The sequence below is a fragment of the Pseudomonas sp. CFBP 8770 genome (assembly GCF_014841705.1).
Lineage (GTDB): Bacteria > Pseudomonadota > Gammaproteobacteria > Pseudomonadales > Pseudomonadaceae > Aquipseudomonas.
Map to the genome: position 1 here is coordinate 682,293 of NZ_JACYUL010000001.1, position 22,893 is coordinate 705,185.

The 22,893-nt window shown below is 60.4% G+C and carries 22 protein-coding genes and 2 pseudogenes; 9 read left to right on the forward strand and 15 right to left on the reverse strand.

The genetic code is table 11. From position 1 onward, the window contains the following. Positions 1 to 9: 9 nt before the first annotated feature. Positions 10 to 891, reverse strand: coding sequence for a serine hydrolase domain-containing protein (locus tag IFT98_RS03065; protein WP_192047363.1), 882 nt, complete (start codon positions 889 to 891; stop codon positions 10 to 12). A gap of 199 nt (positions 892 to 1,090) precedes the next feature. Between IFT98_RS03065 and IFT98_RS03070 the strand changes: the two genes are divergently transcribed. After that, positions 1,091 to 1,435 (forward strand): hypothetical protein, encoded by a 345-nt coding sequence (locus IFT98_RS03070; protein ID WP_192047568.1) that lies wholly within the window; start codon positions 1,091 to 1,093, stop codon positions 1,433 to 1,435. On the opposite strand, the gene IFT98_RS03075 is transcribed toward IFT98_RS03070, so the two are convergent. Then, positions 1,432 to 1,830, reverse strand: coding sequence for a RidA family protein (locus IFT98_RS03075; RefSeq protein ID WP_192047362.1), 399 nt, complete (start codon positions 1,828 to 1,830; stop codon positions 1,432 to 1,434). The two genes, IFT98_RS03070 and IFT98_RS03075, sit on opposite strands and share 4 nt — an antisense overlap. A 142-nt stretch (positions 1,831 to 1,972) precedes the next feature. On the opposite strand from IFT98_RS03075, the gene IFT98_RS03080 reads away from it, so the two are divergent. After that, positions 1,973 to 2,890: a LysR family transcriptional regulator gene (locus IFT98_RS03080; RefSeq protein ID WP_192047361.1), complete on the forward strand. Its 918-nt coding sequence runs from the start codon at positions 1,973 to 1,975 to the stop codon at positions 2,888 to 2,890. A gap of 10 nt (positions 2,891 to 2,900) precedes the next feature. On the opposite strand, the gene IFT98_RS03085 is transcribed toward IFT98_RS03080, so the two are convergent. Next, the gene (locus tag IFT98_RS03085) at positions 2,901 to 3,728 is read right to left on the reverse strand and encodes an EamA family transporter (protein WP_192047360.1); all 828 of its coding nucleotides are present in this window, start codon (positions 3,726 to 3,728) and stop codon (positions 2,901 to 2,903) included. Between the two features lie 68 nt (positions 3,729 to 3,796). Next, positions 3,797 to 4,714, reverse strand: coding sequence for a transcriptional regulator GcvA (gene gcvA / locus IFT98_RS03090; RefSeq protein WP_192047359.1), 918 nt, complete (start codon positions 4,712 to 4,714; stop codon positions 3,797 to 3,799). A 329-nt stretch (positions 4,715 to 5,043) separates the two neighbouring features. Between gcvA and IFT98_RS03095 the strand changes: the two genes are divergently transcribed. Continuing rightward, positions 5,044 to 5,994 carry an AraC family transcriptional regulator gene (locus IFT98_RS03095; protein WP_192047358.1) on the forward strand — a complete coding sequence of 317 codons (951 nt, stop codon included), beginning with the start codon at positions 5,044 to 5,046 and terminating at the stop codon, positions 5,992 to 5,994. A 241-nt stretch (positions 5,995 to 6,235) separates the two neighbouring features. After that, entirely contained in the window at positions 6,236 to 7,930 is a 1,695-nt protein-coding gene (locus IFT98_RS03100; protein WP_192047357.1) for a GMC family oxidoreductase, read from the forward strand. Between the two features lie 47 nt (positions 7,931 to 7,977). On the opposite strand, the gene IFT98_RS03105 is transcribed toward IFT98_RS03100, so the two are convergent. Beyond that, complete coding sequence (locus IFT98_RS03105; protein WP_192047356.1) at positions 7,978 to 8,397, reverse strand: organic hydroperoxide resistance protein; 420 nt, start codon at positions 8,395 to 8,397, stop codon at positions 7,978 to 7,980. Positions 8,398 to 8,694: 297 nt separating this feature from the next. Next, the gene (locus IFT98_RS03110) at positions 8,695 to 9,549 is read right to left on the reverse strand and encodes an SDR family oxidoreductase (RefSeq protein WP_192047355.1); all 855 of its coding nucleotides are present in this window, start codon (positions 9,547 to 9,549) and stop codon (positions 8,695 to 8,697) included. Positions 9,550 to 9,634: 85 nt separating this feature from the next. On the opposite strand from IFT98_RS03110, the gene IFT98_RS03115 reads away from it, so the two are divergent. Beyond that, entirely contained in the window at positions 9,635 to 10,048 is a 414-nt protein-coding gene (locus tag IFT98_RS03115; RefSeq protein ID WP_192047354.1) for a winged helix-turn-helix transcriptional regulator, read from the forward strand. A gap of 13 nt (positions 10,049 to 10,061) precedes the next feature. On the opposite strand, the gene IFT98_RS03120 is transcribed toward IFT98_RS03115, so the two are convergent. From IFT98_RS03120 to IFT98_RS03135, 4 genes are all read right to left on the reverse strand, one after another. Continuing rightward, a complete protein-coding gene (locus tag IFT98_RS03120) occupies positions 10,062 to 10,391 on the reverse strand; it encodes an ArsR/SmtB family transcription factor (RefSeq protein ID WP_192047353.1) in 330 nt (109 codons plus the stop codon). A 55-nt stretch (positions 10,392 to 10,446) separates the two neighbouring features. Next, positions 10,447 to 11,571, reverse strand: a complete 1,125-nt coding sequence (locus IFT98_RS03125; protein ID WP_192047352.1) for an alkene reductase — start codon at positions 11,569 to 11,571, stop codon at positions 10,447 to 10,449. A gap of 90 nt (positions 11,572 to 11,661) precedes the next feature. After that, entirely contained in the window at positions 11,662 to 12,624 is a 963-nt protein-coding gene (locus tag IFT98_RS03130; protein WP_192047351.1) for a DMT family transporter, read from the reverse strand. Positions 12,625 to 12,722: 98 nt separating this feature from the next. Further along, positions 12,723 to 13,838 (reverse strand): SMP-30/gluconolactonase/LRE family protein, encoded by a 1,116-nt coding sequence (locus tag IFT98_RS03135; protein ID WP_192047350.1) that lies wholly within the window; start codon positions 13,836 to 13,838, stop codon positions 12,723 to 12,725. Between the two features lie 426 nt (positions 13,839 to 14,264). On the opposite strand from IFT98_RS03135, the gene IFT98_RS03140 reads away from it, so the two are divergent. Together IFT98_RS03140 and IFT98_RS03145 are read left to right on the forward strand one after the other, a co-directional pair. After that, positions 14,265 to 14,540 (forward strand): hypothetical protein, encoded by a 276-nt coding sequence (locus IFT98_RS03140; RefSeq protein WP_192047349.1) that lies wholly within the window; start codon positions 14,265 to 14,267, stop codon positions 14,538 to 14,540. After that, positions 14,537 to 15,280 carry a Fic family protein gene (locus IFT98_RS03145; RefSeq protein ID WP_192047348.1) on the forward strand — a complete coding sequence of 248 codons (744 nt, stop codon included), beginning with the start codon at positions 14,537 to 14,539 and terminating at the stop codon, positions 15,278 to 15,280. Before IFT98_RS03140 ends, IFT98_RS03145 begins: the two co-directional genes overlap by 4 nt. A 17-nt stretch (positions 15,281 to 15,297) precedes the next feature. Here the strand turns inward: IFT98_RS03145 and IFT98_RS03150 are convergent. Beyond that, positions 15,298 to 15,501, reverse strand: a pseudogene (locus IFT98_RS03150) (LysR substrate-binding domain-containing protein); the annotation flags it as partial. Between IFT98_RS03150 and IFT98_RS03155 the strand changes: the two are divergent. Both IFT98_RS03155 and IFT98_RS03160 read left to right on the forward strand, forming a co-directional pair. After that, a pseudogene (locus IFT98_RS03155) lies at positions 15,452 to 15,664 on the forward strand (hypothetical protein); the annotation flags it as partial. The pseudogenes IFT98_RS03150 and IFT98_RS03155 sit on opposite strands and share 50 nt — an antisense overlap. 182 nt (positions 15,665 to 15,846) lie before the next feature. Beyond that, positions 15,847 to 16,908 carry a diguanylate cyclase gene (locus IFT98_RS03160; RefSeq protein WP_192047346.1) on the forward strand — a complete coding sequence of 354 codons (1,062 nt, stop codon included), beginning with the start codon at positions 15,847 to 15,849 and terminating at the stop codon, positions 16,906 to 16,908. Positions 16,909 to 17,006: 98 nt separating this feature from the next. Here IFT98_RS03160 and IFT98_RS03165 read toward each other — a convergent pair whose 3' ends face one another. From IFT98_RS03165 to IFT98_RS03180, 4 genes are read right to left on the reverse strand one after another with little or no spacing between them, the layout of a single operon-like run. Continuing rightward, on the reverse strand, positions 17,007 to 18,422 hold the full coding sequence (locus IFT98_RS03165) for a hypothetical protein (RefSeq protein WP_192047345.1): 1,416 nt from the start codon (positions 18,420 to 18,422) through the stop codon (positions 17,007 to 17,009). After that, positions 18,422 to 19,792 (reverse strand): CHAT domain-containing protein, encoded by a 1,371-nt coding sequence (locus IFT98_RS03170; RefSeq protein WP_192047344.1) that lies wholly within the window; start codon positions 19,790 to 19,792, stop codon positions 18,422 to 18,424. The genes IFT98_RS03165 and IFT98_RS03170 overlap by 1 nt, the downstream gene beginning before the upstream one ends. Before the next feature lie 2 nt (positions 19,793 to 19,794). Further along, a complete protein-coding gene (locus IFT98_RS03175) occupies positions 19,795 to 21,309 on the reverse strand; it encodes a hypothetical protein (RefSeq protein WP_192047343.1) in 1,515 nt (504 codons plus the stop codon). Between the two features lie 20 nt (positions 21,310 to 21,329). Further along, complete coding sequence (locus tag IFT98_RS03180) at positions 21,330 to 22,691, reverse strand: hypothetical protein (RefSeq protein ID WP_192047342.1); 1,362 nt, start codon at positions 22,689 to 22,691, stop codon at positions 21,330 to 21,332. Positions 22,692 to 22,893: the final 202 nt, after the last annotated feature.

Consider the following 22,893-nt stretch of genomic DNA (forward strand, 5'->3'; position numbering starts at 1 on the left):
GAGCACGCTTCAGCCGTTGAGATGGCGGCAGATGTGCTCGACGACGCAGGCCTCGACCTCGCCTTCGCTGGTGTCCTGGGCGAACGCTGCATAACTGGCGCAGACGTTACCCAGACAGCCTCGGTACACCGCGACGACGCTGCCGGGCCCGCACCCAGTATGCCCTGCCAACACCACACCGCCGTCCACCGGACCGCGCATCAGTCCCAGTGCATAGCCCGGTGCCCGCCAGGGTCTGCCGGCAATCGGGCCGCCCAGGGTGTGCGTTTCCTGCATCGCCTGCAGCAAGTCGGCCGGCAGCAGGTGTTCGCTGAACAGACGGTCAAGCAACAGCACGGCCTGTGACAGCGGGCCGATCAGCAAGCCGTGATACACCCAGCCTGGGTCGTAGGTGGCGAGGCCGGTGCAGGCTTGCTGCAGATCGGCTCGAGCGGTGGCGAAACGCACGTTGGCGATGCCCAATGGCAACAGCACGCGCGCGTGCACTGCATCGGCCAGCGGCAGGTCGGTGGTGCGTTCGATCAGCCTGGCCACCATCAGGTAGCCGACGTTGGAATAACGCCAGCCCGCGCCAGGGCTGTAGCGAAGCCGATCGGCCTGCAAGCGCTGCAGCATCTCTTGTGTCGACCAGGCCGGCTCATGGTTGGCGACGGCGGTATGGTATTCGGCCAGCTCGGCATAGTCTGCCAATCCCGCCTCATGGCGCAGCAGCTGGCGCAACGTGTAGTCGTTGCCCGTCAACGGCTCGTCCAGGTCCAGCCTCCCGTCACGGACCAGGGTCAGTGCGGTGGCGGCAAGCACCGTTTTGGTGAAGCTCCACCACGGCAGCATCGGCTCGGGGTGCTCTGCCAGCAGCAAGGGCTGGCCGTTGAGGACTGCGGAAATCAGCATGCTGTTCTCTTGGGCGAATGATTGGGCGGATGCAGGCTTCGCGACTGGCGCATTGCCTGCGCCCGTCCTATGGTAGACCAGACCCGACCGCACTGTGCCTACCCATTTTCGATGTCATGCGGCCCTGCAGATCGCCAGCAAGCTCCGTCTGCTGATCGGCTGCAACGGAACAATGAATGCATGCACGGGAGATTCAGCATTGAAAAAATACTGGACGCGCTATCTGGATCTGCTCGACAACGACTTGAACACCCGAATTTTCGACAGCTTCAAGAACATGGTGCTGTGCGCGCTGTTGTTCGCAGCAGGCACGAACGCGGTGCAGACTGACCACCGCGTCTTCTTGAGTCTCACTGCGTTGAATCTGGCCGGGTGGGGGATCATTGCAGTGTCTGCCGCACTGATGGTCCTGAACATGAGCGACGGTATCCGGCGGCTGGGCAAGCTGCGCTATCACCTCGTCCTGCAGATCCTGATCGTCGTGATCTACCTGGTCATCTCCGAACGTGTTGTGGAAATCGTGTGGAGTTTTCGAGCGACTTAGCTTTGCGGCGGCAGCTTCGCTATCACCTTGATCTCGAAATCGAACCCATACAGCCACGTCACACCCACGCAGGTGATGTTCGGGAAGGGGGCTTGTCCCCAGTATTCGGGCACCACTTCCCAGATGGTCTCGAACCTGGACTGCGGATCGACGATGAACACCGTCACGTCCACCACGTCATCGAATGTGCAGTCGGCTGCCTGCAATACGGCGTTGAGGTTCTGGAATGCCAGCCGCACCTGGTCCCGCAGGTCGGGCTCGGGCGAGCCATCCTCGCGGCTGCCGACCTGGCCGGACACGAACAGCAGGCCATTGCTGCGAACGGCGGGGGAGTAGCGGTTGCGCTCGTAGAGCGCTTGGCGACCGGCTGGGAAAACGACGTCACGCTGAGTCATGGGATTGCCTCCTGGAGCGGGTCGGGTGACCCGTCATCTATCGTGCGGCCAGAGTAGAGGCTTGCCAGGGCTGTATAAACGAGCAAGTCTGGCCAGAACTGTTTGGATTTCCCAAACAATGGCCAGTCAGAACGAGGTGCCGATGGACCGTTTCGATGCCATGCAGGCCTTCGCGCGGGTGGTGGAGACGGGCAGCTTTACCCAGGCGGCGCAGACCTTGCACATGAGCAAGACCACGGTGACCCAACTGGTGCAGCAGCTCGAAGCGCGCCTGCGGGTGAAGCTGCTGAACCGCACCACGCGCAGGGTCAACGTCACCGCCGACGGTGCCGTCTACTACGAGCGAGTGATACGCCTGCTGGCCGATCTGGACGATGCCGAAACCGGCCTCTCCAGCGCCGCGATCGCGCCGCGCGGCAGGTTGCGGGTAGACGTGCCGAGTCCGTTCGCCAGTCATGTGCTGATGCCGGCGATGCCCGACTTTCATCGGCGCTATCCGGATATCCAGATCGACATGGGCGTCAGCGACCGCATGGTCGATATCATCGGCGAGAACGTCGACTGCGTCGTGCGCGGCGGTGAGCTGACCGATCAATCGCTGATGGCGCGTCGCCTGGGTGATCTGCAACTGGGGGTCTATGCCTCACCTGGTTATTTGCACCGGCTCGGCACGCCGCAACATCCCAGCGAACTCGACGCCACGCAGCACCGCGTGATCGGTTTCCTCTGGGCGCGCACGGGCAGGGCGCTGGCCTACACCCTGCACCGTGCCGTCGAGAGCATCACGGTGCGCGGCCAGCCGGTGCTTTCGGTCGACGACGGCAATGCCCACCTGGCTGCCGGTCTGGCCGGAATGGGGGTGTTGTGGCTGCCGGAGTACATGGCCAGGGCGCCACTGGCCCGAGGCGAGCTCGTTCCGCTGTTCCAGGACTGGCAGCTCGATACCATGCCGATGTACATCGCCTATCCGCCCAACCGACACATCAGTTTGAAGTTGCGGGTGTTCATCGATTGGGTGGTGGAGTTGTTGCCATTCGAGGGGCCTGCACAAGGGCGCTGACCTGGCGCGCTCAGCCGATGATCACCGTACCCAGCGCGATTACCGTACAGGCCAGCACCTTGCGCACGGTCAGGCTTTCACCGAGGAAAAAATAACCGATCAACGCGGCAAACAGCACGCTGGTTTCACGCAGTGCCGAGACCATGCCCATGGGAGCATCGGTCATGGCATAAATGACGATACCGTAGGCCAGCAGCGAGACCAGCCCGCCGGCTGCAGCAGTCGCCATTCCAGGCCGCCAGGCGAACAGGCCGCGCGCGCCACGACGTGCGATATACACCGCTGGCATCAGCACACCCCACAGTGCACACATCCAGACGGTATAGGCCATGGGCGCGCCAGACAGGCGCGCGCCGATGCCATCGGTGACGCTGTAGGCCGCGATGAAGGCGCCTGTGCCCAAGGCGTAGGGCAGGCTAGGCACAGCGAGTTTGCCCTTGCTGAACGCCAGCAGGATGATCCCGCCCGAGACCAGAAAAATGCCCAACAGGGCACTGGCCTGGATCTGTTCCCCGGCGAACAGGGCTGCGCCAAGGGTGATCAGAATCGGCGATGAGCCGCGTGCTACCGGATAGGTCTGGCCAAGATCGCCCGCCCGGTAGCTGCGCACCAGGAACAGGTTGTAGCCAACGTGCAGCACACCCGACAGCACCGCATACGGCCAACTCGCCTGGGCTGGCGCGACCATGAACAAAGCCAGGGCGATGCAGGTGACCGCCACGGCCAGGCACATGACGGTCATGGACCACAGTCGGTCCTCGCCGCCGCGCAACAGCGCGTTCCAACCGGCATGCAGCAGGGCGGCGAACAGTACGAGGGAGATGATAGAGATAGGCATGCGCCATGTTAAGCCGCCCATCAGTGGATGTAACAGAGAAGTCTGCTCATTGCGTCATGAGCAAAACCTCATAGGACATCACGATCGTAGGCCAGTTGTGCTTGCGTTGACTGCTCGCTCAACCATTGCCGGAATGAAACCACATGGGGTTGGGTTTCGATACCTTTCGGGCAGACGAAGTAGTACGCCACCGGCGAGGGGAATGGCACCTCGAAGAGCCTGACGAGGCTGCCATCGGCGATCTGTGACTCGACGTGGCCGCTGCGAACCAGAGCGATGCCTTGTCCCAGCAGGGCAGCGTCAACGGTCATGTTGGTGTCGGCGAACCGGACATTTTCCTTGAGCGTGGAAATGCTCAGGCCGACGTGCTGGAACCACACTTCCCACCGTGGTACCAGATCGTTTCCGTCACGGGTCAGCAGCGGGTAGCGCAGCAGCTCGCCAGGGTGCTGCGGCAGCCCGAAGCGCGCGAGCAAGGCGGGGCTCGCGACGGGGAAGATATGTTCGCGGAACAGAAACTCGGAATAAAGGCCGGGGTAGTTACCGGTGCCCAGGCGGATCGCAACGTCAGGGTCGGTGCCAGAGAACTTGATTGCCGTATCGGTGGTGTCCAGCGTCACCAATATGTCCGGGTGCTGCTGGGCCAGACTCGGCAATCGCGGCAGCAGCCACTTCAGTGCATAGGAGTAGGTGGTGCTGACCTTGAGCCGAACTCTTCCCTTATGCTCCCTCAGTTCGGCGAGCATCGCCTCCAGGTCCGCGAAAAAACCACGGACGATGGGCGCCAGAGCCGCTCCGGCGGGTGTCAGGGTGAGCGACTTGCCCCGTTCGAACAGCTTCAACCCCCACAGATCCTCCAAGTGCCTGAGCTGATGGCTGACGGCGCTTTGGGTTACATGCAGTTCTTCGGAGGCCGAGGTGAAGGTGGCATGCCGCGTTGCCACCTCGAAGGCGCGCAGGCTGGCGGTTGGTGGCAGGTCTTTCATGGCAGGCTCATGACTGATGCACAGGTGGGCAATATGAGTGAATGCTCATGATAGGCGTCTGGCGGAAACGCATCAATGCACGGCCTGGGACTGTTGGGCAGGGATACCGCGCGCGTTGGTAAAACACAGTACGACGGGCCGTCTCTAAGCTGGGTGCCAGGCTTGCCGACATCGATTTCTTCTTGAGCATCATCACGCAATTTGGTTGCGGTTTCCAAGAAGATGGACCTGCAGTTGGACAAAGAGCGTAACCTGACTCAGATCCCCGTCTCGTTGCCCACGGGGTGGGCCGAGATACAGAGCGTGAAACCTGACCCGAGATCGCCACCATGCCGCCAAGACGCTTCGCCGCTCACGACATGGACTTCGATCTGGGCCCAGACGATGCCGCCAACTGGTCCGAGGTGATGCTCGAACACCACGGGCTCTACTGCCGGCTCGACAAAGCCCGCTCGAAAGGTTCGACATCGAGAAGCTGGACATTGGGCCACATCGGTCTGACCCAGGCCGACCTGGCGTGCGTCGTGCTGGCGCCGGTGGGCGAGGAGCGCTCCTCGTGGCAGGGCGATTGGCTGTACTTGAAGCTGATGACGCAAGGGCATGTCGACATCGAGGAAGCCGGGCAGCAGCACCGATTCGATGCCGGGAGCATGTTTTTCATCGACCCCGAACGGTCTTTTCAAGAGTCTTTCACTGAACGCGCCCAGATGACGGTGCTGCGTATTCCCAAGAGCAATCTGCGCGAACGCGGGCTCAGGCATTCCCTGCCCAGGCCGGTGATTACCGATTCGAGCTCGGCCGACACGCGCGCCGCCTGCGCCCTCATTCACTGCATCGCACAGCAACAAGTAGCGCCCAGCCCCGTGATTCGCGATCTGATGGGTCGACAACTGCTGGAGTTGATCGACGCGTTACTAGGTGCTCCGGGGGACAAGGCCACTTCGCGCAGTGCGGAAGTCGTACTGCTGCGGGCCCGCCGCTACATCCACACAAGCCTGGCGCACACCGGGCTGGACACTTCGGCGATCGCCGCCGCCGCGCACGTATCGGTCAAGCACCTGCAACACGTGTTCAGAAGCCAGGGCACTACCGTCATGGGCCATGTCTGGCACGTTCGGCTGCAACAAGCGCAGCGCCTGCTGAGCGCCAGTCAGACGCTCACCCCCAGCGCTCAGGAAGTCGCCTGGCAATGCGGATTCGCGACCGCCGCCCATTTCAGCCGGGCCTATCGCGCCGAATTCGGCATTTGCCCCTCGCAGGTCCGAGCCAGTACTCGCTGAACGCCTTTACCTTCGGCCTGCACTCTTCAAACGCATTGAAAAGCGCCTTCCGGACAAGCAGCAAGCGCCTCTCGGGTAACGGGTCGGGGTTCTTCGCGCCCTAGAATCGGTCGTGTCTTCGCAGACGGATTGTTTCCCCGGCGGCTGTGTCAGCGCCCTTGGTCGTACACATGCACCTCCTTGCAATGGCTGGCAATGTCGTTCGTTGTCACCCGCTTGAGGGGTGTTCAAAGGCACCTACATGAACAGCTATACAAGCGCTATGCACACCGCAGACTTCTCGCGTCGTGTCGAACACAATCAACGTCAGTTGAAGGCCAGGCTGGCTGAGACCTATGACTACATCGTCTGTGGCTCGGGTACGTCCGGATCGGTGGTTGCCCGCCGCCTGGCGGAGAACCTCGCCGTCAGAGTGTTGCTGATCGAGGCCGGCGGCACGGACGAGGTGCCCAGTGTCATCGATGCCAGCCAGTGGTTCGTCAACCTGGGCGGCGAACGCGATTGGCAGTTTCAGGCACAACCCAACCCCCATCTCCATGATCGAGCCATTCCCCTGTCCATGGGCAAGGTGCTCGGCGGTGGTGCATCGATCAACGTCATGGTCTGGTCGCGCGGTCACAGCAGCGACTGGGACTATTTTGCCAGGGAGGCTGACGATCCAGCCTGGAACTACGCTTCGGCTCTGGCAACCTTTCGACGTATCGAAGACTGGCAAGGCGCACCGGATCCGCTGCGGCGCGGCACGGGAGGGCCGGTTTTCGTCCAGACTGCGCCAGACCCCAATCCGGTTGCACCGGCCATGCTGCGCGCCGCCGCATCGCTTGGCCTGCCGGTCTACGACGATCAGAACGGCGCCATGATGGAGGGGCCCGGAGGCGCCGCGTTGGCCAATCTGTGCCTTGAAGACGGCCGCCGCCGTTCGATCTTTCGCAGCTATGTGTACCCCTTGATGGCTCAGCCCAACCTGACCGTGCTGACGCATACTCATGTGCTGCGGGTGCTGCTGGACGGTAAGCGGGCGGTGGGGGTGGAGGTGCTTCACGAGGGCAAAGTCATCAGGCTGGGGGCTCGACACGAGGTCGTGCTGTCTCTGGGCGCCATCAATACACCCAAGGTTCTGATGCTCTCCGGAATCGGCGACACGCGGCAGTTGAACGCGCAATGTATCGACGTGGTTCAGGACCTTCCGGGTGTCGGTCAGAACTATCAGGACCACATCATGGTTTCCGGGTGCATCTGGGAGTATGAGCGACCCCAGCCACCGCGCAACAACGCCGGCGAGTCGACGTTCTTCTGGAAAAGCGATCCATCCCTGGATGTCCCGGACATCCAGACCTTTCTCGCGCAAATCCCCATAGCCACGCCCGAGGCCCAGGCCATGTTCCAGCCACCTGCGGCTGCGTGGTCGCTGCTACCTGGGCTGGTGCGGCCCAAAAGCCGGGGCGCGATCACCCTGGCGAGTGCCAATCCCATGGATGCGCCGCTCATCGACAGTGCCGCGCTGTCGGATCCCGAAGACCTGCAGGCCCTGGTACGGGCAGTCGAGTTTTGTCGCGAGCTCGGCAACAGTTCGGCAATGGCACCGTTTGTACGGCGCGAAGTCATGCCGGGGGCCATGAGCCGCAACGCGCTGGAGTCATTCGTGCGCAATACCGCCTCAACCGTGTGGCACCAGTCGTGTACGGCCAAGATGGGCAGGGATGCCATGTCCGTAGTGGATTCACAGTTGCGGGTCTACGGCATCAGCGGCCTGAGGGTGGCAGACGCCTCGATCATGCCGCGGGTGACCACGGGAAACACCATGGCGCCTTGCGTGATCATCGGAGAACGCTTGGGCAGTTTGCTGACCCAGACCGTGGGGGCCAAGGGTGAAACAGCAAACGCCCGGCCTACAGGTCGAGCGTTTGCCGTTCAGAGGGAGAGAGCCGTCGATTGACGGCTCTCTGTATCCAGCTGAGGCAGCACCTCAGGCGGATGAGCGGTTCAGACGGTGACGTGCAGACGAACATCCACATTCCCGCGCGTGGCGTTGGAGTACGGGCACACCTGGTGGGCGGCTTCGACCAACGCCTGGGCATCGGCCTGCTCCAGACCCGGCAGGTTGATGTTCAGGTCGATGTCCAGGCCAAACCCGCCCGGAATCTGGCCGATGCCCACCTGGGCAGTGATCGAAGTGTCGGCCGGGATGCTGCGTTTGTTCTGGCCGGCGACGAATTTCAGAGCACCGATGAAGCAGGCAGAGTAGCCGGCAGCGAACAGTTGCTCGGGGTTGGTGGCTTCACCGCCGGCGCCACCCAGTTCTTTGGGTGTAGCCAATGCCACGTCGAGAATCTTGTCGCTGGAAACGGCACGGCCATCACGGCCACCGGTGGCAGTTGCAGTTGCGGTGTAGAGAACGTTCATGGCTTTTTTCCGTTGATGGCTGGAGGAGGTGCCGTCAGCCATGTATTCGCACGCTGACTGGCTGGGCTTAATCTATCGCGCTAATATTTAGTGCGCAAGATATATTTCGTGATGATGTAGTTTGCGTTGTGACGCTGGCTGCCAGGTGCCATGCCCGAAACTCGGCATGTCGCCGTTCAGTCGGAGGTATTGATCGTCTGGGTGTTTCTGCCCAGATAGTCAGTGGTCACTGATACACGGGCTGGGCGAGCAGGGGGCGCCGCGCCTGGAACGCCCCTGTGACTCGGCCCTTCGAGCTCAGGGCTTCAAGGCAGCGCTGACGGACTGTGCAATCGGTGTCGTGGGGCGTCCCAACAGTTGGCTCAACTGTCGGCGGCCGTCGTACAGATCGCCCTTGGCTGCTGCTGCATCCGAGTCAGCCAGCATTGCCGCCAATTCATCGGGTAATCCAATGCTGACGAGGGCCTCTTTGTACTGAGCTTCCGGCAAGTCGTTGTAGGCAACCGCCTTACCCGATTGCTGCGCCACCTCTGCGGCCAACTCAGACAAGGTGTAGCTGTCGTCGCCGGCCAGTTCGTAGATCTTGCCGGCTTGGTCGTCTTGGGTCAGTACATTCGCGGCGGCCTCGGCGTAGTCCACTCGAGCCGCCGAGGAGATTCGACCTTCCTTTGCGCTGCCCAGGATCACGCCATGCTCGACAGCCGATGCAACGCTGGCGGTGTAGTTTTCGTTGTACCAGCCATTTCGCAAAAGCACATGGCTCAAACCGGATTCGGCCAGTGCTTGTTCGGTGTCGCGATGCTCCGCTGCCAATCCCAATGTCGATGTGTCTGCGTGCAGCAAGCTGGTGTAGGCCAACAATGCCACGCCTTCTGCCTGCGCGGCGGCGATGACGGCGCGGTGTTGTGCACGGCGCTGTCCCACCTCGCTGGAGGAGATCAGCAACAGGCGGTCAACACCTTTCAACGCGCTGGCCAGGGTTTCAGGCTTGTTGTAATCCGCCGCTCGGATCTCGATGCCTTTGGCGCGCAGATCGGTTGCCTTTGCCGGGTCACGTACCAGCGCGATCAGCTCGGCAGGGTCGATGGTTTTCAGCAGCGAGTCGAGAACCAGGCGGCCCAGTTGGCCGTTTGCACCGGTGATAGCAATCATGACAGCACCTTCGTTCGAGTTTGAGAACGTCCGATGCTAGAATATAAGCTTACGAAAAGTAAGTACGTACATAAAGGTAAGTGCAATGGTTGATCTTAAATCCGCTTCCCATACGTTCTCCGAGAAAGTCCGCCGCGGCGAAGTGCTGCAGGCCGATTGTCCGTCCCGGGAAATCCTCCAGCACATGACCAGTCGATGGGGCGTTCTGGTGATGGTGGTCTTGTTGGGCGGCACGCATCGGTTTAGCGAACTGCGACGCAAGATCGGCGGCGTCAGCGAGAAGATGCTCGCCCATACCCTGCAACGGCTCGAAGGGGATGGACTGGTGCTGCGCGTGGCCCGGCCGGTGGTGCCACCGTACGTCGAGTACAGCCTGACGCCACTGGGGACGGCGGCGGCTGCGAAACTGGAGATCGTCGTCGATTGGATCGAGGACAACCTGTCTGCAATCCTGGCATTCAGACGAGCGCACGAACCGGGGGATGAAGGCCAGGTGTGACTCCGGGCAGGCCCTATAAGTCCTGGGTGTCGACCTCAAGCTCGGTCAGCAAGCCTGACATCGCCTCCCTGAGTTTTTCCTCATTGCGCCGGTAGTAGGTCCACTTGCCAACCTTGCTGGCCTCGACGAAGCCTTGGTCGAGCAAGGCCTTGAGGCAGATCGAGGTGGCCGGCTGCGAGAGGCCGGCTTTGTCCTGGATCAGGCTGGCACAGACGCCATGCACGCTGAAATCGTACAGCTGGCTGTAGCCTTCGAACGAGCGATGCGGGTCCTTGAGCCAGGTCAGAACGGCCCGTCGCGTGGGGCTGGATAGAACCTTGAGTGCCTCGTTCAATGCCGTCATTTCGCTGCCTGACCCTTTTGACCGGCGGGAGTTATCCCACCGAGGAGTGGCTATTTTAGGGCGTCGCGAAGGGATAGTCGACGTAACCTGTCTCACCGCCGCCGTAAAGAGTGGCGTAGTCGACGGGATTGAGCGGCAGGCCCCGTTCGAATCGCTTCGGCAGATCGGGGTTGGCGATGAACGTGCGGCCGAAACCGAACAGGTCGCCATGGCCGTCGGCAAGCACGCGCTCGGCCTTTTCCTGGGTGTAGCAACCCGAGTACATGATCGGCCGGGTGAACGTCTCGCGCAGCGCCTTGCGAAAAGACTCGGGCAGTTCCGGGGCGTTGTCCCAGTCGGCCTCGGCAATGGACAGGTAACCGATACCCAGCTCATTCAACATGGCCGCCGCCTGGATGTAGGTAGCCTGCGGGTCGCGTTCCACCAGGCCCAGGTAGACGCGTTCTTCAGCGGTTGTCTCGAACAGTGGCGCGAAACGTACGCCGACACGCTCGCTGCCGAACACCGAGATCACCGCTTCGGTCACCTCGCGCAGGAAGCGCAGGCGATTGTCCAGCGAACCGCCATATTCGTCGGTGCGCTGGTTGGTGTGTTCCGAGATGAACTGATTGAGCAGGTAGCCATTGGCCGAGTGCAGCTCGACGCCGTCGAATCCCGCTTCCCTGGCGTTGACTGCCGCGACCCGATACAACTCGACCAGCGCCTGGACCTCCGCAGTTTCCAAGGCCCTTGGCATGCTCGGGTCGGCCAGCGCACCGGTGTCAGGACCGGTTTCGATGAAGACCTTCACGGCCGTTGCGCGAATGGCGGAGGGGGCGACGGGGGGCTGGTTGTCAGGTTGCAGGCTGTCATGAGACACGCGCCCGACATGCCAGAGCTGACAGAAAATCACTCCGCCTTGTTCATGGACGGCGCGGGTGACCTGCTGCCAGCCAGCGATCTGTTCCTGGCTGTAGATGCCTGGCGTCCAGGCATAGCCCTGGCCACGCGGCTCTATCTGGGTGCCCTCGGTGATCATGAACCCGGCGCTGGCGCGTTGCCGGTAATAGTCGCTCATCAAGACGTTGGGCACGTCACCGGGCTGAGTACTTCTGGACCGCGTGAGCGGGGGCAGGGCAATCCGGTTCTTGAGGGTCAGGCCACCGAGTGCGAGGGGGGTGAACAGGCTGGAGTCGTTCATGTCAGTTCCGTAGGACAACGAGAGTTGCAACACATTAACACATTCGAATGTATAAATGTATTGCCCGTCGATGTCCATGAGACCCAGGCGCTAGCTCGCCTTGGATGCAACCCCAGGCACCTGCGCGCGCGTCACCAGGCCGATACCTGCGCACACGAGCACCAAAGCTGCCAGGTTCTTCCATTCGAAAATGCTCTCGCCGAGGAACACCGCCGACAGCCCGGCCCCGAACACCGGCACCAGGAATGCGAACACACTGACCCTGCCGACCGGGTTGTATTTGAGGAGCAGGCTCCACAGCGTGAACGCTACCGCCGACAGCAGCGCCAGGTAGATGAGCAAAAGGGTCGAGGTGGGCGTCATGTGACCCAAGGTCCCGCCCGTCGCATAGCCGCCCACAAGCAACGCCAGGCCGCCAATGGCCAGCTGCCAACCCGTCATCACCATCGCATCCATACGGTGGGAGACGTATTTCCCATAGATGGACGCAGCCGACAGCACGAACGCGGCGATCACGATGAAGCCCTCGCCATGCACGGACGGCAAGGCATCGAGCGGACCCGCACCGGCGTTCACTGTCAATACACCGGCAAAACCGAGCAGGCAGCCGACGCTCTTGCGCGTGGACAGTTTGTCGTTGTGGTAGACGAAGTGCGCCAGCAGCACGCTGAAGAAGGTGGTGGTGGCATTCAGAATCGACGCGCGGACGCCCGTCGTGTACGCCAGGCCAATGTAAAAGAACACGTATTGCAGCCCTGTTTGCACCAGCCCCAGCAGCGCCACCTGACCGAACGTGCGCGGGCTCAAGCGCAAGACGGGCTTGCGCATCATGACCGCGAGCAGCAACAGGCACAGGCCGGCCAGAAGGAAACGATAACCTGCGAAAATCAGCTTGGACGACACGTCATGCGGGGCAATCTGCAGCAGCTCGTAGCCGTTCTTGATCGCCGGGTAAGAGCTGCCCCAAAGGGCGCAACACAGGGTAGCCAAAAGCAATACGGTTCTGGGGTCGGAAAGAAACTGCGACACGGGGCGCGTGGCGGGTGCGTTCATGGGTGGCTCATCGAAGGGCAGAAGTAAGGGCGTCGCCGCACATGGCTGTCTGTGCGGCTTTGGCTACTGGGGAGTCTGTCGCGGGACCGACAGGATCGCTACGCGCTGAACGTCGTGCCGCGCGTGTTCACGAACAGCGAGTAGATCGAATGACTGCTGGCCATGAACAGTCGGTTGCCTTCCCGTCCGCCGAAGCACAGGTTTGCGCAGCGTTCTGGCAGCGAAATGTGTCCGATCGCCTTGCCTTGAGGGTTGAACACGCGCACGCCGTCCAGCTTTTCCAGATCGGCCTTGGGATCGCCATTGCCGCCCCAGCCACACCACAGATTGCCTTCTTCATCACATTTGATCCCGTCGATGGCAGCGTACTCGAGCCCCTCGATATGCTTGCGGCGCTCGCCCAGGGTGCCGTCGTCCTTGACCGCAATGGCCCAGACCAGGCGGTTGGGTTTGGCCCGGCCTTCGACGACGTACAGGGTTTTTTCATCGGCGGAGAAGCACAGGCCGTTGGGGCCATCGAGGTTGTCGATGACCCGAGTGACCTTTCCACTGTCACCGTCGATGCGGTAAACGGCATGGGGTTGAACCGGCGTGACCTTGTGGCCTTCGTAGTTGTTGTGGGTCTGAAAAGGCGGGTCGGTGAACCAGATCGAGCCGTCGCTTCTACAGACGATATCGTTGGGCGAGTTGAAGGGCTTGCCGTCGTAGCTGTCGGCCAGCACGGTGATCGTTCCGTTGTATTCGGTGCGCGTGACCCGGCGACCTTCGGCAGTGGTGGTCGACCCTTCGCAGACCAGCAACCGCCCTTGGCGATCGCGACACATGCCATTGGAAAAGTTGGCGTGCTCGCGGTACACCGAGAAGCCCTCGGTGGCTTCGTCCCAACGCATGATGCGATTGTTGGGAATGTCACTGACCAGCAAGTAGCGGCCATCGCCCACCCAGACCGGGCCTTCTGCCCAGCGCATACCGGTGGCGAGCTTTTCCACGCTGGCGTTGAACACACGCAACGCCATGAAGCTATCGTCGAGGGCGTGAACCAACGGGTCGGGGTAACGGGAGCTCAGTGGTTCGGCTGCATTCGACAGTTGGGGCAGGGCGGCGGCGCCCATTGTCGCCAGCGAGGCAGAGACGGCGAGGGACTTCTGCAGGAAGCTGCGGCGGGTATTGCCTTGAGCAGTGCGTTCAGGCAAAGCGGACAGGGTTGAGTCCATGTAGCGATCTCCGTGATCTTGTTTTTTTTGGAGATGCAGTAATACCGCGTGATAAGACATCGTACAAGTTTGGATGAGCTATACCGGTAGTGCGCCGGTGCAGCCTCGCCTCACATCCGATGCTGAGCGAGCAAAAAATCCACGAATACCCGCACCCTTGCCGGCATCGTTGCGCCGCCGACTTGAGCCGCGCAACGTACGCCGAACAGTCACGCATATTCTCGGTTGTGTGATGCGCTTTCGTAGCTCACGCTGTAAGCAACAGACGTCCGCTCCTGTGTATCGAACAGCAGCAGCCGGCGGCCAGCGCTCTGCCCCCAAACAAACCGCTATGCAAAGCCTGTCAAGGGGCAGTTCACGTGGAACCAGATATTTCGGATTGATGTAGAATGATATTGTACCTAGCACGAGTAAGAGGGCAGTTCAATGACCCAAACAGCCGCTAACAGCGTTGCCAGTGAAGTCCGCCAGCTGGCTAAGGTCCACAAAGTAACCGCGACACGAGATGGCATCAGCCGTATGGCTACGTGCATCACTTCACTGTCCGGCGACACGGTCGCCCTGGACGCAGTTGAACAGTTGCTAGTGAATTTGAAGCGTAAAGGGGTGATGAGTACATCCGATCTGCTCGCGATGCAGGTGCGATACCTGCAAGAGAAAAGCGCTAGCAAATCCAAATCCAAGAAGAAGCTGAAGGCGTGATGTTCGACCCCTTCGGCGATTTTGAGGCCGCCGGTTATCTGCGCAACCGCTTCCGGCTCAGTGATCTCGACACTGTTAAGCGTCTGGAGCACTCGTCTTTCGAAGCTAACATCGAACAAGCTCTAAGCTATATGGCCCGCCTTGCTGACATTGAGTACGCATCCATCCTTGATGTTCATCGGATGTTGTTCCAGGAAATTTACCCATGGGCCGGCCAAGATCGAGTGCAACTGACGCCAGACCTGCGAATCAGTAAAGGCCAAAAAGGTGAGCCAGGCCATACCGAATTTGCTGATGCTGAAGACATCGTCCGCGCCGCTGAATACGCTCTATCTTCCGCGAACAAGCACGCTCGGTTTCGAGACAGGCCTGGCGAAGTCATGGGCCTGCTGGCTTTGGCTCACCCGTTCCTTGATGGCAACGGTAGAACCATCCTTCTCATCTTTACAGAGCTGTGCTATCGAGCAGGCTTTAGCATTGATTGGAGCAAGACCACCAAAGACACTTACTTGACAGCTCTGAGCGCCGAAATCCTCGACCCAAGCCAGCGCTTGCTGGACGAGTATCTCAAGCCCCACATCGTCGCCGCTGCCAAACGCAAAGACTGGCCCGCTCTCATCGGGGGAATTGAAGGGTTGGACGGGCTCGACAAAGAAGATCTTGATTTCCAGAAGCTCGATGGTTCACAGCCACAACCGCACTACAAAGGCTACCTGGCCGAACGCACCCAAGCCTTGTAGCGCAGCAGAAATCACCCTTAACCTCCTCGATATCGCAATGCCTCGACCAGCAACGTAAACGCCGGCGACGCTTGCCGGCGGCTTGGGTAATACAGGTGGTACCCCGGGTACCAGGGGCACCAGTCCTCGAGTACGACCTGCAGCTGCCCGCTGGCAACGTAGGGCGCAGCCATGTCGTCAGGAATGAAGCTCAAGCCGAACCCGTCCAGGGCGGCGTCGAGCAGTTGCAAGGTTCGGGTCGATGCGCCGTTCAAAGGCACCGACGGTGCTCGCATCGGCGGCGCCACGGTCACCTTCGAGCCCGGCGCCCGTACCGCCTGGCACACCCACCCGCTGGGGCAGACGCTGATCGTGACCGCAGGCGCCGGCTACGTGCAGCAGGAGGCCCATGTCCAGCGTTCATTGGCAACGATCACCTGTCCACCGAACGGCTGCTGACTGCGAACCCGACTTGCTATAAAATCGATGCCAAAGTGCCATGCCGCTGGACGCTCAGTCGACAACCGGACAGCGGCACGTCCTTGCTCTGACAGGGCACATCGATAGCAAAGGCGGGGAGCCTTGGTATGCCGCTCAGTCGCCAGGAGTTGGGGAGAAGTTTCGCGCGCCGCATCTACGGGCCGCGCTCGATAGGGTGCCTGCTCAGTGCGCTCTTCATCGGTGCAGTGTTGCTGGATCAGCCCGGCACGCCCACGTGGGTATGGGCAGCGATGTTGGCCAACCTCGTGGCCTGGCCAACCGGTGCGTACCTGCTCGCACGCAATGCCTCGGATCCCTTCGCTGCCGAACAGCGCAACCTCATGCTGGACGCCCTGTTCGCCGGCGGCTGGGCAGGGCTGATGGCGTTCAACCTGTTGCCGTCGGTGCTGCTGCTTGCCATGGTCGCCATGAACGCGATGGCCGCAGGCGGTTGGCGCCTGTTACGGGCCAGCGTTGCGCTGCAAGTTGTGGGTGTGCTTATGACGCTGAGCCTGAATGGGTTCGAGTTGTCGATGGCGACCACGGCGCTGCAGCAACTGGCCTGTCTGCCGATGCTGATCATCTACCCGCTGATCGTGGCCCGCGCCAGCTACGGCGTGTCGGTGCAACTGGCAGTGCACAAGAAGGCCTTCAAGCTCATCAGTAAACTGGACGGGATGACCCGCCTGCTCCATCACGCTTCGTGGAGGGAAAAGCTTGACGAAATCTTCCCTCGCTGCAGGAGGGGCGAGGTGATGGCAATGCTGGCCTTGATAGACATCGACAACTTCAAGCGCATCAACGATGAGCATGGTCATCTGGTAGGCGATGCAATCATCGGCCGCCTGGCCAACCTGCTGCGTTCAGGGCTGGGAACTTCCGCCGTGCCGGGACGCTACGGCGGCGACGAGTTCTGTTTGTTGCTGTTCGATGTCAGCGTCGGGGAAGCGGCCCGGCAGTTGGACGACATTCGCCAACGATTCGCCGACTGGGCCGACCTGACCGTGCCCGTAAAAGTGACCCTGAGCATTGGCCTGGTGCCTTACTCCCACGAATACGCCAGCGAGCGAGACTGGATAAAAGCCACGGACGAAGCACTGTACCGGGCCAAGCGCAGTGGCAAGAATCGGCTTTGTGTGCAGCCGTGGCCGGCCAGCGTTGAGGGCTGATGGCTGCTCATGCTGCAAGCCCGGTTTGCCTATACATCTGCAGTAACCCGGCATAGCCCGATCACAAATGCCTGCGTTGAGATTCAATATCGCAACCTTTAACCAAGCGCGAGCTTGGGCAGTGAAACCGTAGGATCGCCCAGGATTACCAAGGTCTGGCGATCCATAGCCACCAGTTGCCGATACAGCGCCCAGTTGCGCATGCCCGGTACGTTTTTATCGATCTGGTCAATCGCTTCTTGCCAGGCCCCGTAAAAGTGGCCTGCTTCTTTGTAGACCCCGCTCAGGGCATAACCTATCGGCGTGCGCGGGGCCTGACGATACAAGGCCGGGTAAAGTGCGTCACACACGGCGTAGGCCTGCGATTGGCCTGTCAGAGGGTCCTTGAGGGTCCAATCGAATGTCGGCTCTACATGGCCCACGAATGCGCGTAGCGGCGACGGTGCTCCAAGCAAGGCACGCGGCAGCGGTGCGATACTTGGCCCGGCGCCCTCGGCGACGGCATTGAGCATTTGGCCGATGCGATTATCTGCATCAAACAGGCCGCGATACCGGGACTTCCCGTCTGCACCGGCCGAGCAACAGGCGTGTGCGTACCAAATCGCGCCATTGGCCTTCCAGGGTAAAAGACCTGCAAGCGCGATGGGGCTGCCTGTTACATCTACGGGCAGCCCAAGCTGCGCGGCCAACGCGGTTTTATCGTCGAGTGGGCCGGTCATACCATGGCTGGTAGTCACCACCAACCCAGGCTGCCGTTCGCTCAGCGCAGCGTACAGCGAGGCGGCGGTGGCCGCGTCTTCCTTGAGCTGATGACGCCTGGGCAAGTCTGGATCGCTGCCGAAGCTTTCCCAGACCTTGTCCGCCACCACTCGGCACATCAGAGCCGTGATATCCCCCGCGCCTTGATTGACCTGCCAGATCAAGGGTGCGGCTGGATCGCAAGGTTGATGTTCCGCCCAATCGCCAATAAGTGCATTGACATAGTTCGCCAGACCTTCACCGGTCAAATCGAGGCGTCCTACGAACGTCGAGATGTTCAGAGCGTATTGGACGGCCCACGGAATTTGCCGCGGGCTGGCGTAGATCAACAGGTAGCGAGGTATGTGGCCTTCTTTGATCCCCGGTTTGAGCGAAAGCGACGAAAGATCTTCTGGTGATTTGCCGTCGGCGTAATATCGGCGCAAATAACCTTGCTGCAAGTCCTGCCGCCAGCGCAGGACCGGCGAGCCGGGTCTCGATGCCAGGAGCTGCTGGATAGGGAGTGGCGCATCTTCGGCGCCTGCTCGCTCGTGAGGCGACAGGTCGTCATTGTCGGGCAGCACCAACCCCCAGCCTACTTCTGGATGTCGCCACTCGCGCAGGTCGACCTCGCCAGGCGCCGCCAGCCACTGCGGCGGCTTATCGCCTTGGCGGCGCTGGGCGAAAGGCGTGGTGGCACTCAAGTCACCTTCGACAGTGTGCTTGCCGCTCCAGGCGTTCACCTGGAGGGTTACAGGCCGCTCGATAAGGGTCATCAGATATTCCCATTGAGGTCAGGCCAAAGCTGCGCAGGTATCGATGGTTCGTTGGCGAGCAAACCAAGGACATCGGAACGCACTTGTGGCGGCGTGTCGGATGAAAAACCTTGCAAGACCTTTGCTATAGCGTCGATGCGTGTCTTGGTCTTCTCGTCTATCTGCGTGATTTTCAATGGGATGTCGCGCAGATAGACTATCGGCAAGCACCACCGGGCGAAGCCGTTGGGCAGGTTCCTGCTCGCACACGCCGTGTCATACAGCACCACGCGTGCGGCTTTGACGGCCACACTCAGGTCGATGATGATGGACTGACCTGGGGTGAGGCTTGCAGTGGCTTGATGAATGGTTTTAAGTGCGGATTCATAAAAAGATTCGGCGAACAGCTTGGCGTCCCGATAGTCGATGGGGTCTGCCATGCCGATCGTGATGGGGGATACCGACTTGGCCAGTGTCGCGGCCATGGATGAGAGTTTGGACACCGAGGCTGCGCCCGAACAGCAGTTGAGCAAGGTAAACCAAGTGGTACCGGTCGCCGCCAGGCTTTGTTCGAGACGGTCGAGTGAAAGCCGTATCGAGCCTGGAGCGATGTCAGGATGATCAGGGTCCGCATTTCTATCGTGATCGCTGATCGAAGCGAACTCGAGAAAAGCCTCGCCTTCACGGATATCACCGTGGGCCAAGAAATGCAGGAGCTGGGCACGATCAGCCTTGAGAGACGCTTCAAACGCCAATGCATTGGCAGGGATAGGACGGAGCTCGATAGCCTGCGTGCCGTTCAATAGGCTGGCAGCGGTATCGAGTAGTTGCTGTTCACCTACATAGAGATACGTTCGAATGTTCAGGCCTGACTGGCGTATGGTTTTCACCGCCTCGATCAGCGCCTTGCATTCATCAAAAGCGTAGATACCGCTAGCGGACAGATACGCACTGAACGTGATAGTGCCGGAATATTCGCGGGATTCGCTCAGAACAGGTGACCTGCCGCTGGCGATACGAAACATGCTGCAGTTGTTCTGGGCTGATAGAAAGCGGTTCGATACCGGATTGTAAAGTGCCTCCCAGCGATAGAGAGCTGCGGTCGAAGTGGTCATGTAAAAGGTCAGCGTCGTCGCGATTTGGTATTGGCTGAACAGGCCTGCCAACTCCAATGCAATCGGTCCATGGGCGTTCAGCGCATCCAGAAGCGCTCGACCGTGGCCTGCTGCATCGCCCAAGGTGCTGAGCGACATGGATAATGGCAACCTTTGCGCCGGCATCGATGCGAATCGAAGCATTTGATCTGGATCATGCAGGCCGTGCCCTGTAAGTAAACGTACGCCCAAGGATGCGCCCGAATCGCAGATTTCCACCGTAACAAGATGGCTCATGGTCAAGACTCCTTGTCGTCGTGTTTGATATAGGACGCCACCACCGAGGAGATTTCGCTCAACGTTCGTTGTAGGGTCGTCGTGTCCACTCCGGCGGCTGAGTGTTTCGCAAGTGCGCTTCTGGACAAGGTGTCGTGACTGGCGAGTACATCGGTCGAAAGTCTACGAAGCTCCTCGAGGGCTGTGGACTCCAGAAACCGTTGGTAGGCGATTGCCCACCCGGGAGCCTGTTCAGGGATCGCGCTGGCTTTCGAAGTATCGACCGCCAAGCTGGCCCGTGTGGCAAGGCTGGGGAGCGACGCCCGCTCTATCAGGGCTGTGTTCGTCACCAGCGCGTCGAAAGACCAGGCTGCACGCTTTGACTTGTCTTCGCGGGTGAAATCGGGATGGCAATAAACGAACCCATCCTCAAGCTTGGGCACCTCGTAACTCTGCTGGTCGAACAACAGTTTGCAGGCTTGTCGATAGCCATCGCGGTCATTCAGGCGGTGATACATCACAGCCCCTGTCTGGCGCTGTGCGAAAGTGTCGGCAACGTTAGCCATGGCCTGTGCATGTTCTGGGGCGGACGGCACGAATACCGTGGCCCAACTTCCGGCGCGGTTGAGCTGCAGATTCAGCTCATCGAGTTCCAGTGTGTGGTTGTACACCTGCATATCGCGTGAAGAGGGAGAGCTCGATAACACCAGTTCCGCCCCCGATTCATTCCATCGGCTGCGCCCGACCAGATACACCACATCAAGTGTGCTTCCATTCAGGCCCTGGATAATCCAGTTGACCCAGGCAATCGAAGCCATAGGCATGCCTGGAATGCTGAGATCCTGTTTGACCGCCTCATCACGTGTTGGAGCCAAAGAAGGTTCATGCAAGGTGATCTTGGGGTTATTGCCAAGTATGCGTAGACATTCGAAGGCTGGCGCTGCGGCGAACACATGGACGTGGGTCAGCTCCCTCGAGGATTGCTCGATAATTCCCAGGCAAATGGTTTCGATCATCGATAGCAGGGCCGTAGGATCGACAGGTGCGCAGGCATCAACGATAACTGCGCACTCGAGTACGTAAGGGCGCTGCGTGGGGCTGATCGGGGAGTCGGGCAGACGCAGGAGCGGTCTGCCCAATGCCGTACCGATTTGCTTCTCCCAATCCAGTGCGCCCAATATCCCGTAGGGCCTGCACAGGTCTAGCCAAAGTAGATTGGGTGTGCCGTTCTCCAGGCTTTGCAGGCGGTAGCGAAGATCTTCTTCGAGCGTGGGAGGAAGGCAGAGGGTGTAGTTGCGTACCTGATCGGCATTACGCTCGTGGCCGGCTTTCACAACGTCGGCGAATGGGAACTCCCAGGCAAGTGCTTCGGGCGTTTCGTCGGACTCCGGCCTGGTTTGGCCGGGCGCGTAATGGCTGGCGGCCAGCTTGAAGTGGAGCATGGCGGGCTGGGTGAGTGCCAGCTTGATTGACAAGACGCTGGAACCGGGGCTTTCGACCGGCTTTGAACCCCTGTAAGCGCTGACGGCATCCAGCATTTTGCGTCGTCTTCTGCTGCTCATGGTTGCACCCCCGCGCGTAGTTGCAGGTACAACAGCCACGCAGTGATTGGGGTTGCGACATCGCCATGACCGTTAATGCGTTTGTCGATGGTGCCATCGAGGGCGAGCGGAGGATCGCCAAGGTGAATGCGCAAGGAGGTATCACCCGCCTCAGGCACGTTAGCGTGCGGAGCATCCGAGCCAGGTGGCCCATATCCGCCCAGCGCAGCGTACTTGTTGGGAGGCTTACCCGCCTGTTCGGACGGAGAGGCGGGGCGAGGCGCGAATTCTCCTACATCCTTGTCTCGCAACAGAGCGAGGTGAAAGAAATCGTGCAGCGGCACATCGTGGCCGCTGTACGTGATCATCAGGGCTTGCCGAGCGTTTGTCGCAACGTCACGGAAGGCACCATGTCGGTCGGGCTCGTCGGGTAAGGCCCGGGCCATGCACAAATAGGAAATCGCTGGCTGCAACAACAACACGGATTCGATTTTCCCGCCCTGATAGGAGGCCAGCGCCGACATCACGACTTTGGCACCGAACGAGTGGCCAACCAGATGCAGAGGTACGAGCGGCGCGGCGGCTTTCAACTGGCTGAGCAGGGCGCTTACGCCATTGGTCCCTACCGTGCCAGCACGGTCTTTCATCTGATAGAGGGAGGCGATCCGGATAGCATTGCGTGGATCGAAGATATCCAGGAGGCCGGCCGACTGCGGGTCGCCTAAAGAACCGATCAAGGCATGCGCCTCGTCATTGGTGTCATCGGCGCTAACGCTCGACATTGTCAGGCGCTGGACCGAAGTGAGTGCCTTGAACAACTCACCTGCGTCCGGCGCTGTACTTTCCAAAGCCTCAGGAACATGCCCTCCGATGTTGCGCAATGCCTGGCTCAGCAGATCGGTCAGTTGTTTGGCCTGTGCTTGATCGAGTCGGGTGCTGGCCAGTAGCGATATCAGCCTCTGCCGATCGGGCACGGCTAAGTTGGCTGCCCATTCTTCGGCCAGACGTTGGTTCAGTTGCTCTTGCGAATCAGGCAGCGGTGTACCCGCGCTCCCGATATGCGGGCCGGTATCGAAGGACATCCATGTGCTGGGCCAGATAACGCCGACAAACAACAATGGGATATTCGGCGGATGGTCTGCAAAGTGGTCTTGAAGATGAAGAAGAAAGCGACGATATAAACCCGTTGCATCGCCGTACTCGTTATTCCAGCCGTGGGAGAATAAAACAATGGCCGGGGGAGGTGTGTCGCGCAGATGTTGTAAAAGTGCCTGTTGCGTCTTTTTCGATTCGCAGTTGCCGTGCTTATCAAACTTCAACAACCACGTTTGGAAGTTGACGCCGTCAAGTTTGACGGGTCCGATGATTGGATCGGACATGGTCCGAACTCCTTCGATCGAAGGCAGCGTCCAGCTGTCGTGGACTGCGGGTATTTCGGGCGTTGCATATTCTAGAAGTGTTCGACATGCCAGACGTGCGCTTCATGAAACCACGTAGAGTCATGGCGAATGGCGCTGGGCGGGTATCTGGCATCCTGATTATAGACAGTGGTTCCAAATAGCAAGGACGACCGGCTGTCAC

Coding starts and splice junctions, on each gene's coding strand:
- IFT98_RS03140 (WP_192047349.1), top strand. CDS start 14,265: ATGACCCAAACAGCCGCTAACAGCGTTGCCAGTGAAGTCCGCCAGCTG.
- IFT98_RS03065 (WP_192047363.1), bottom strand. CDS start 891: ATGCTGATTTCCGCAGTCCTCAACGGCCAGCCCTTGCTGCTGGCAGAG.
- IFT98_RS03170 (WP_192047344.1), bottom strand. CDS start 19,792: ATGAGCCATCTTGTTACGGTGGAAATCTGCGATTCGGGCGCATCCTTG.
- IFT98_RS03180 (WP_192047342.1), bottom strand. CDS start 22,691: ATGTCCGATCCAATCATCGGACCCGTCAAACTTGACGGCGTCAACTTC.
- IFT98_RS03165 (WP_192047345.1), bottom strand. CDS start 18,422: ATGACCCTTATCGAGCGGCCTGTAACCCTCCAGGTGAACGCCTGGAGC.
- IFT98_RS03105 (WP_192047356.1), bottom strand. CDS start 8,397: ATGAACGTTCTCTACACCGCAACTGCAACTGCCACCGGTGGCCGTGAT.
- gcvA (WP_192047359.1), bottom strand. CDS start 4,714: ATGAAAGACCTGCCACCAACCGCCAGCCTGCGCGCCTTCGAGGTGGCA.
- IFT98_RS03175 (WP_192047343.1), bottom strand. CDS start 21,309: ATGCTGGATGCCGTCAGCGCTTACAGGGGTTCAAAGCCGGTCGAAAGC.
- IFT98_RS03075 (WP_192047362.1), bottom strand. CDS start 1,830: ATGACTCAGCGTGACGTCGTTTTCCCAGCCGGTCGCCAAGCGCTCTAC.
- IFT98_RS03100 (WP_192047357.1), top strand. CDS start 6,236: ATGAACAGCTATACAAGCGCTATGCACACCGCAGACTTCTCGCGTCGT.
- IFT98_RS03080 (WP_192047361.1), top strand. CDS start 1,973: ATGGACCGTTTCGATGCCATGCAGGCCTTCGCGCGGGTGGTGGAGACG.
- IFT98_RS03115 (WP_192047354.1), top strand. CDS start 9,635: ATGGTTGATCTTAAATCCGCTTCCCATACGTTCTCCGAGAAAGTCCGC.
- IFT98_RS03095 (WP_192047358.1), top strand. CDS start 5,044: ATGCCGCCAAGACGCTTCGCCGCTCACGACATGGACTTCGATCTGGGC.
- IFT98_RS03110 (WP_192047355.1), bottom strand. CDS start 9,549: ATGATTGCTATCACCGGTGCAAACGGCCAACTGGGCCGCCTGGTTCTC.
- IFT98_RS03130 (WP_192047351.1), bottom strand. CDS start 12,624: ATGAACGCACCCGCCACGCGCCCCGTGTCGCAGTTTCTTTCCGACCCC.
- IFT98_RS03135 (WP_192047350.1), bottom strand. CDS start 13,838: ATGGACTCAACCCTGTCCGCTTTGCCTGAACGCACTGCTCAAGGCAAT.
- IFT98_RS03160 (WP_192047346.1), top strand. CDS start 15,847: ATGCCGCTCAGTCGCCAGGAGTTGGGGAGAAGTTTCGCGCGCCGCATC.
- IFT98_RS03125 (WP_192047352.1), bottom strand. CDS start 11,571: ATGAACGACTCCAGCCTGTTCACCCCCCTCGCACTCGGTGGCCTGACC.
- IFT98_RS03085 (WP_192047360.1), bottom strand. CDS start 3,728: ATGCCTATCTCTATCATCTCCCTCGTACTGTTCGCCGCCCTGCTGCAT.
- IFT98_RS03120 (WP_192047353.1), bottom strand. CDS start 10,391: ATGACGGCATTGAACGAGGCACTCAAGGTTCTATCCAGCCCCACGCGA.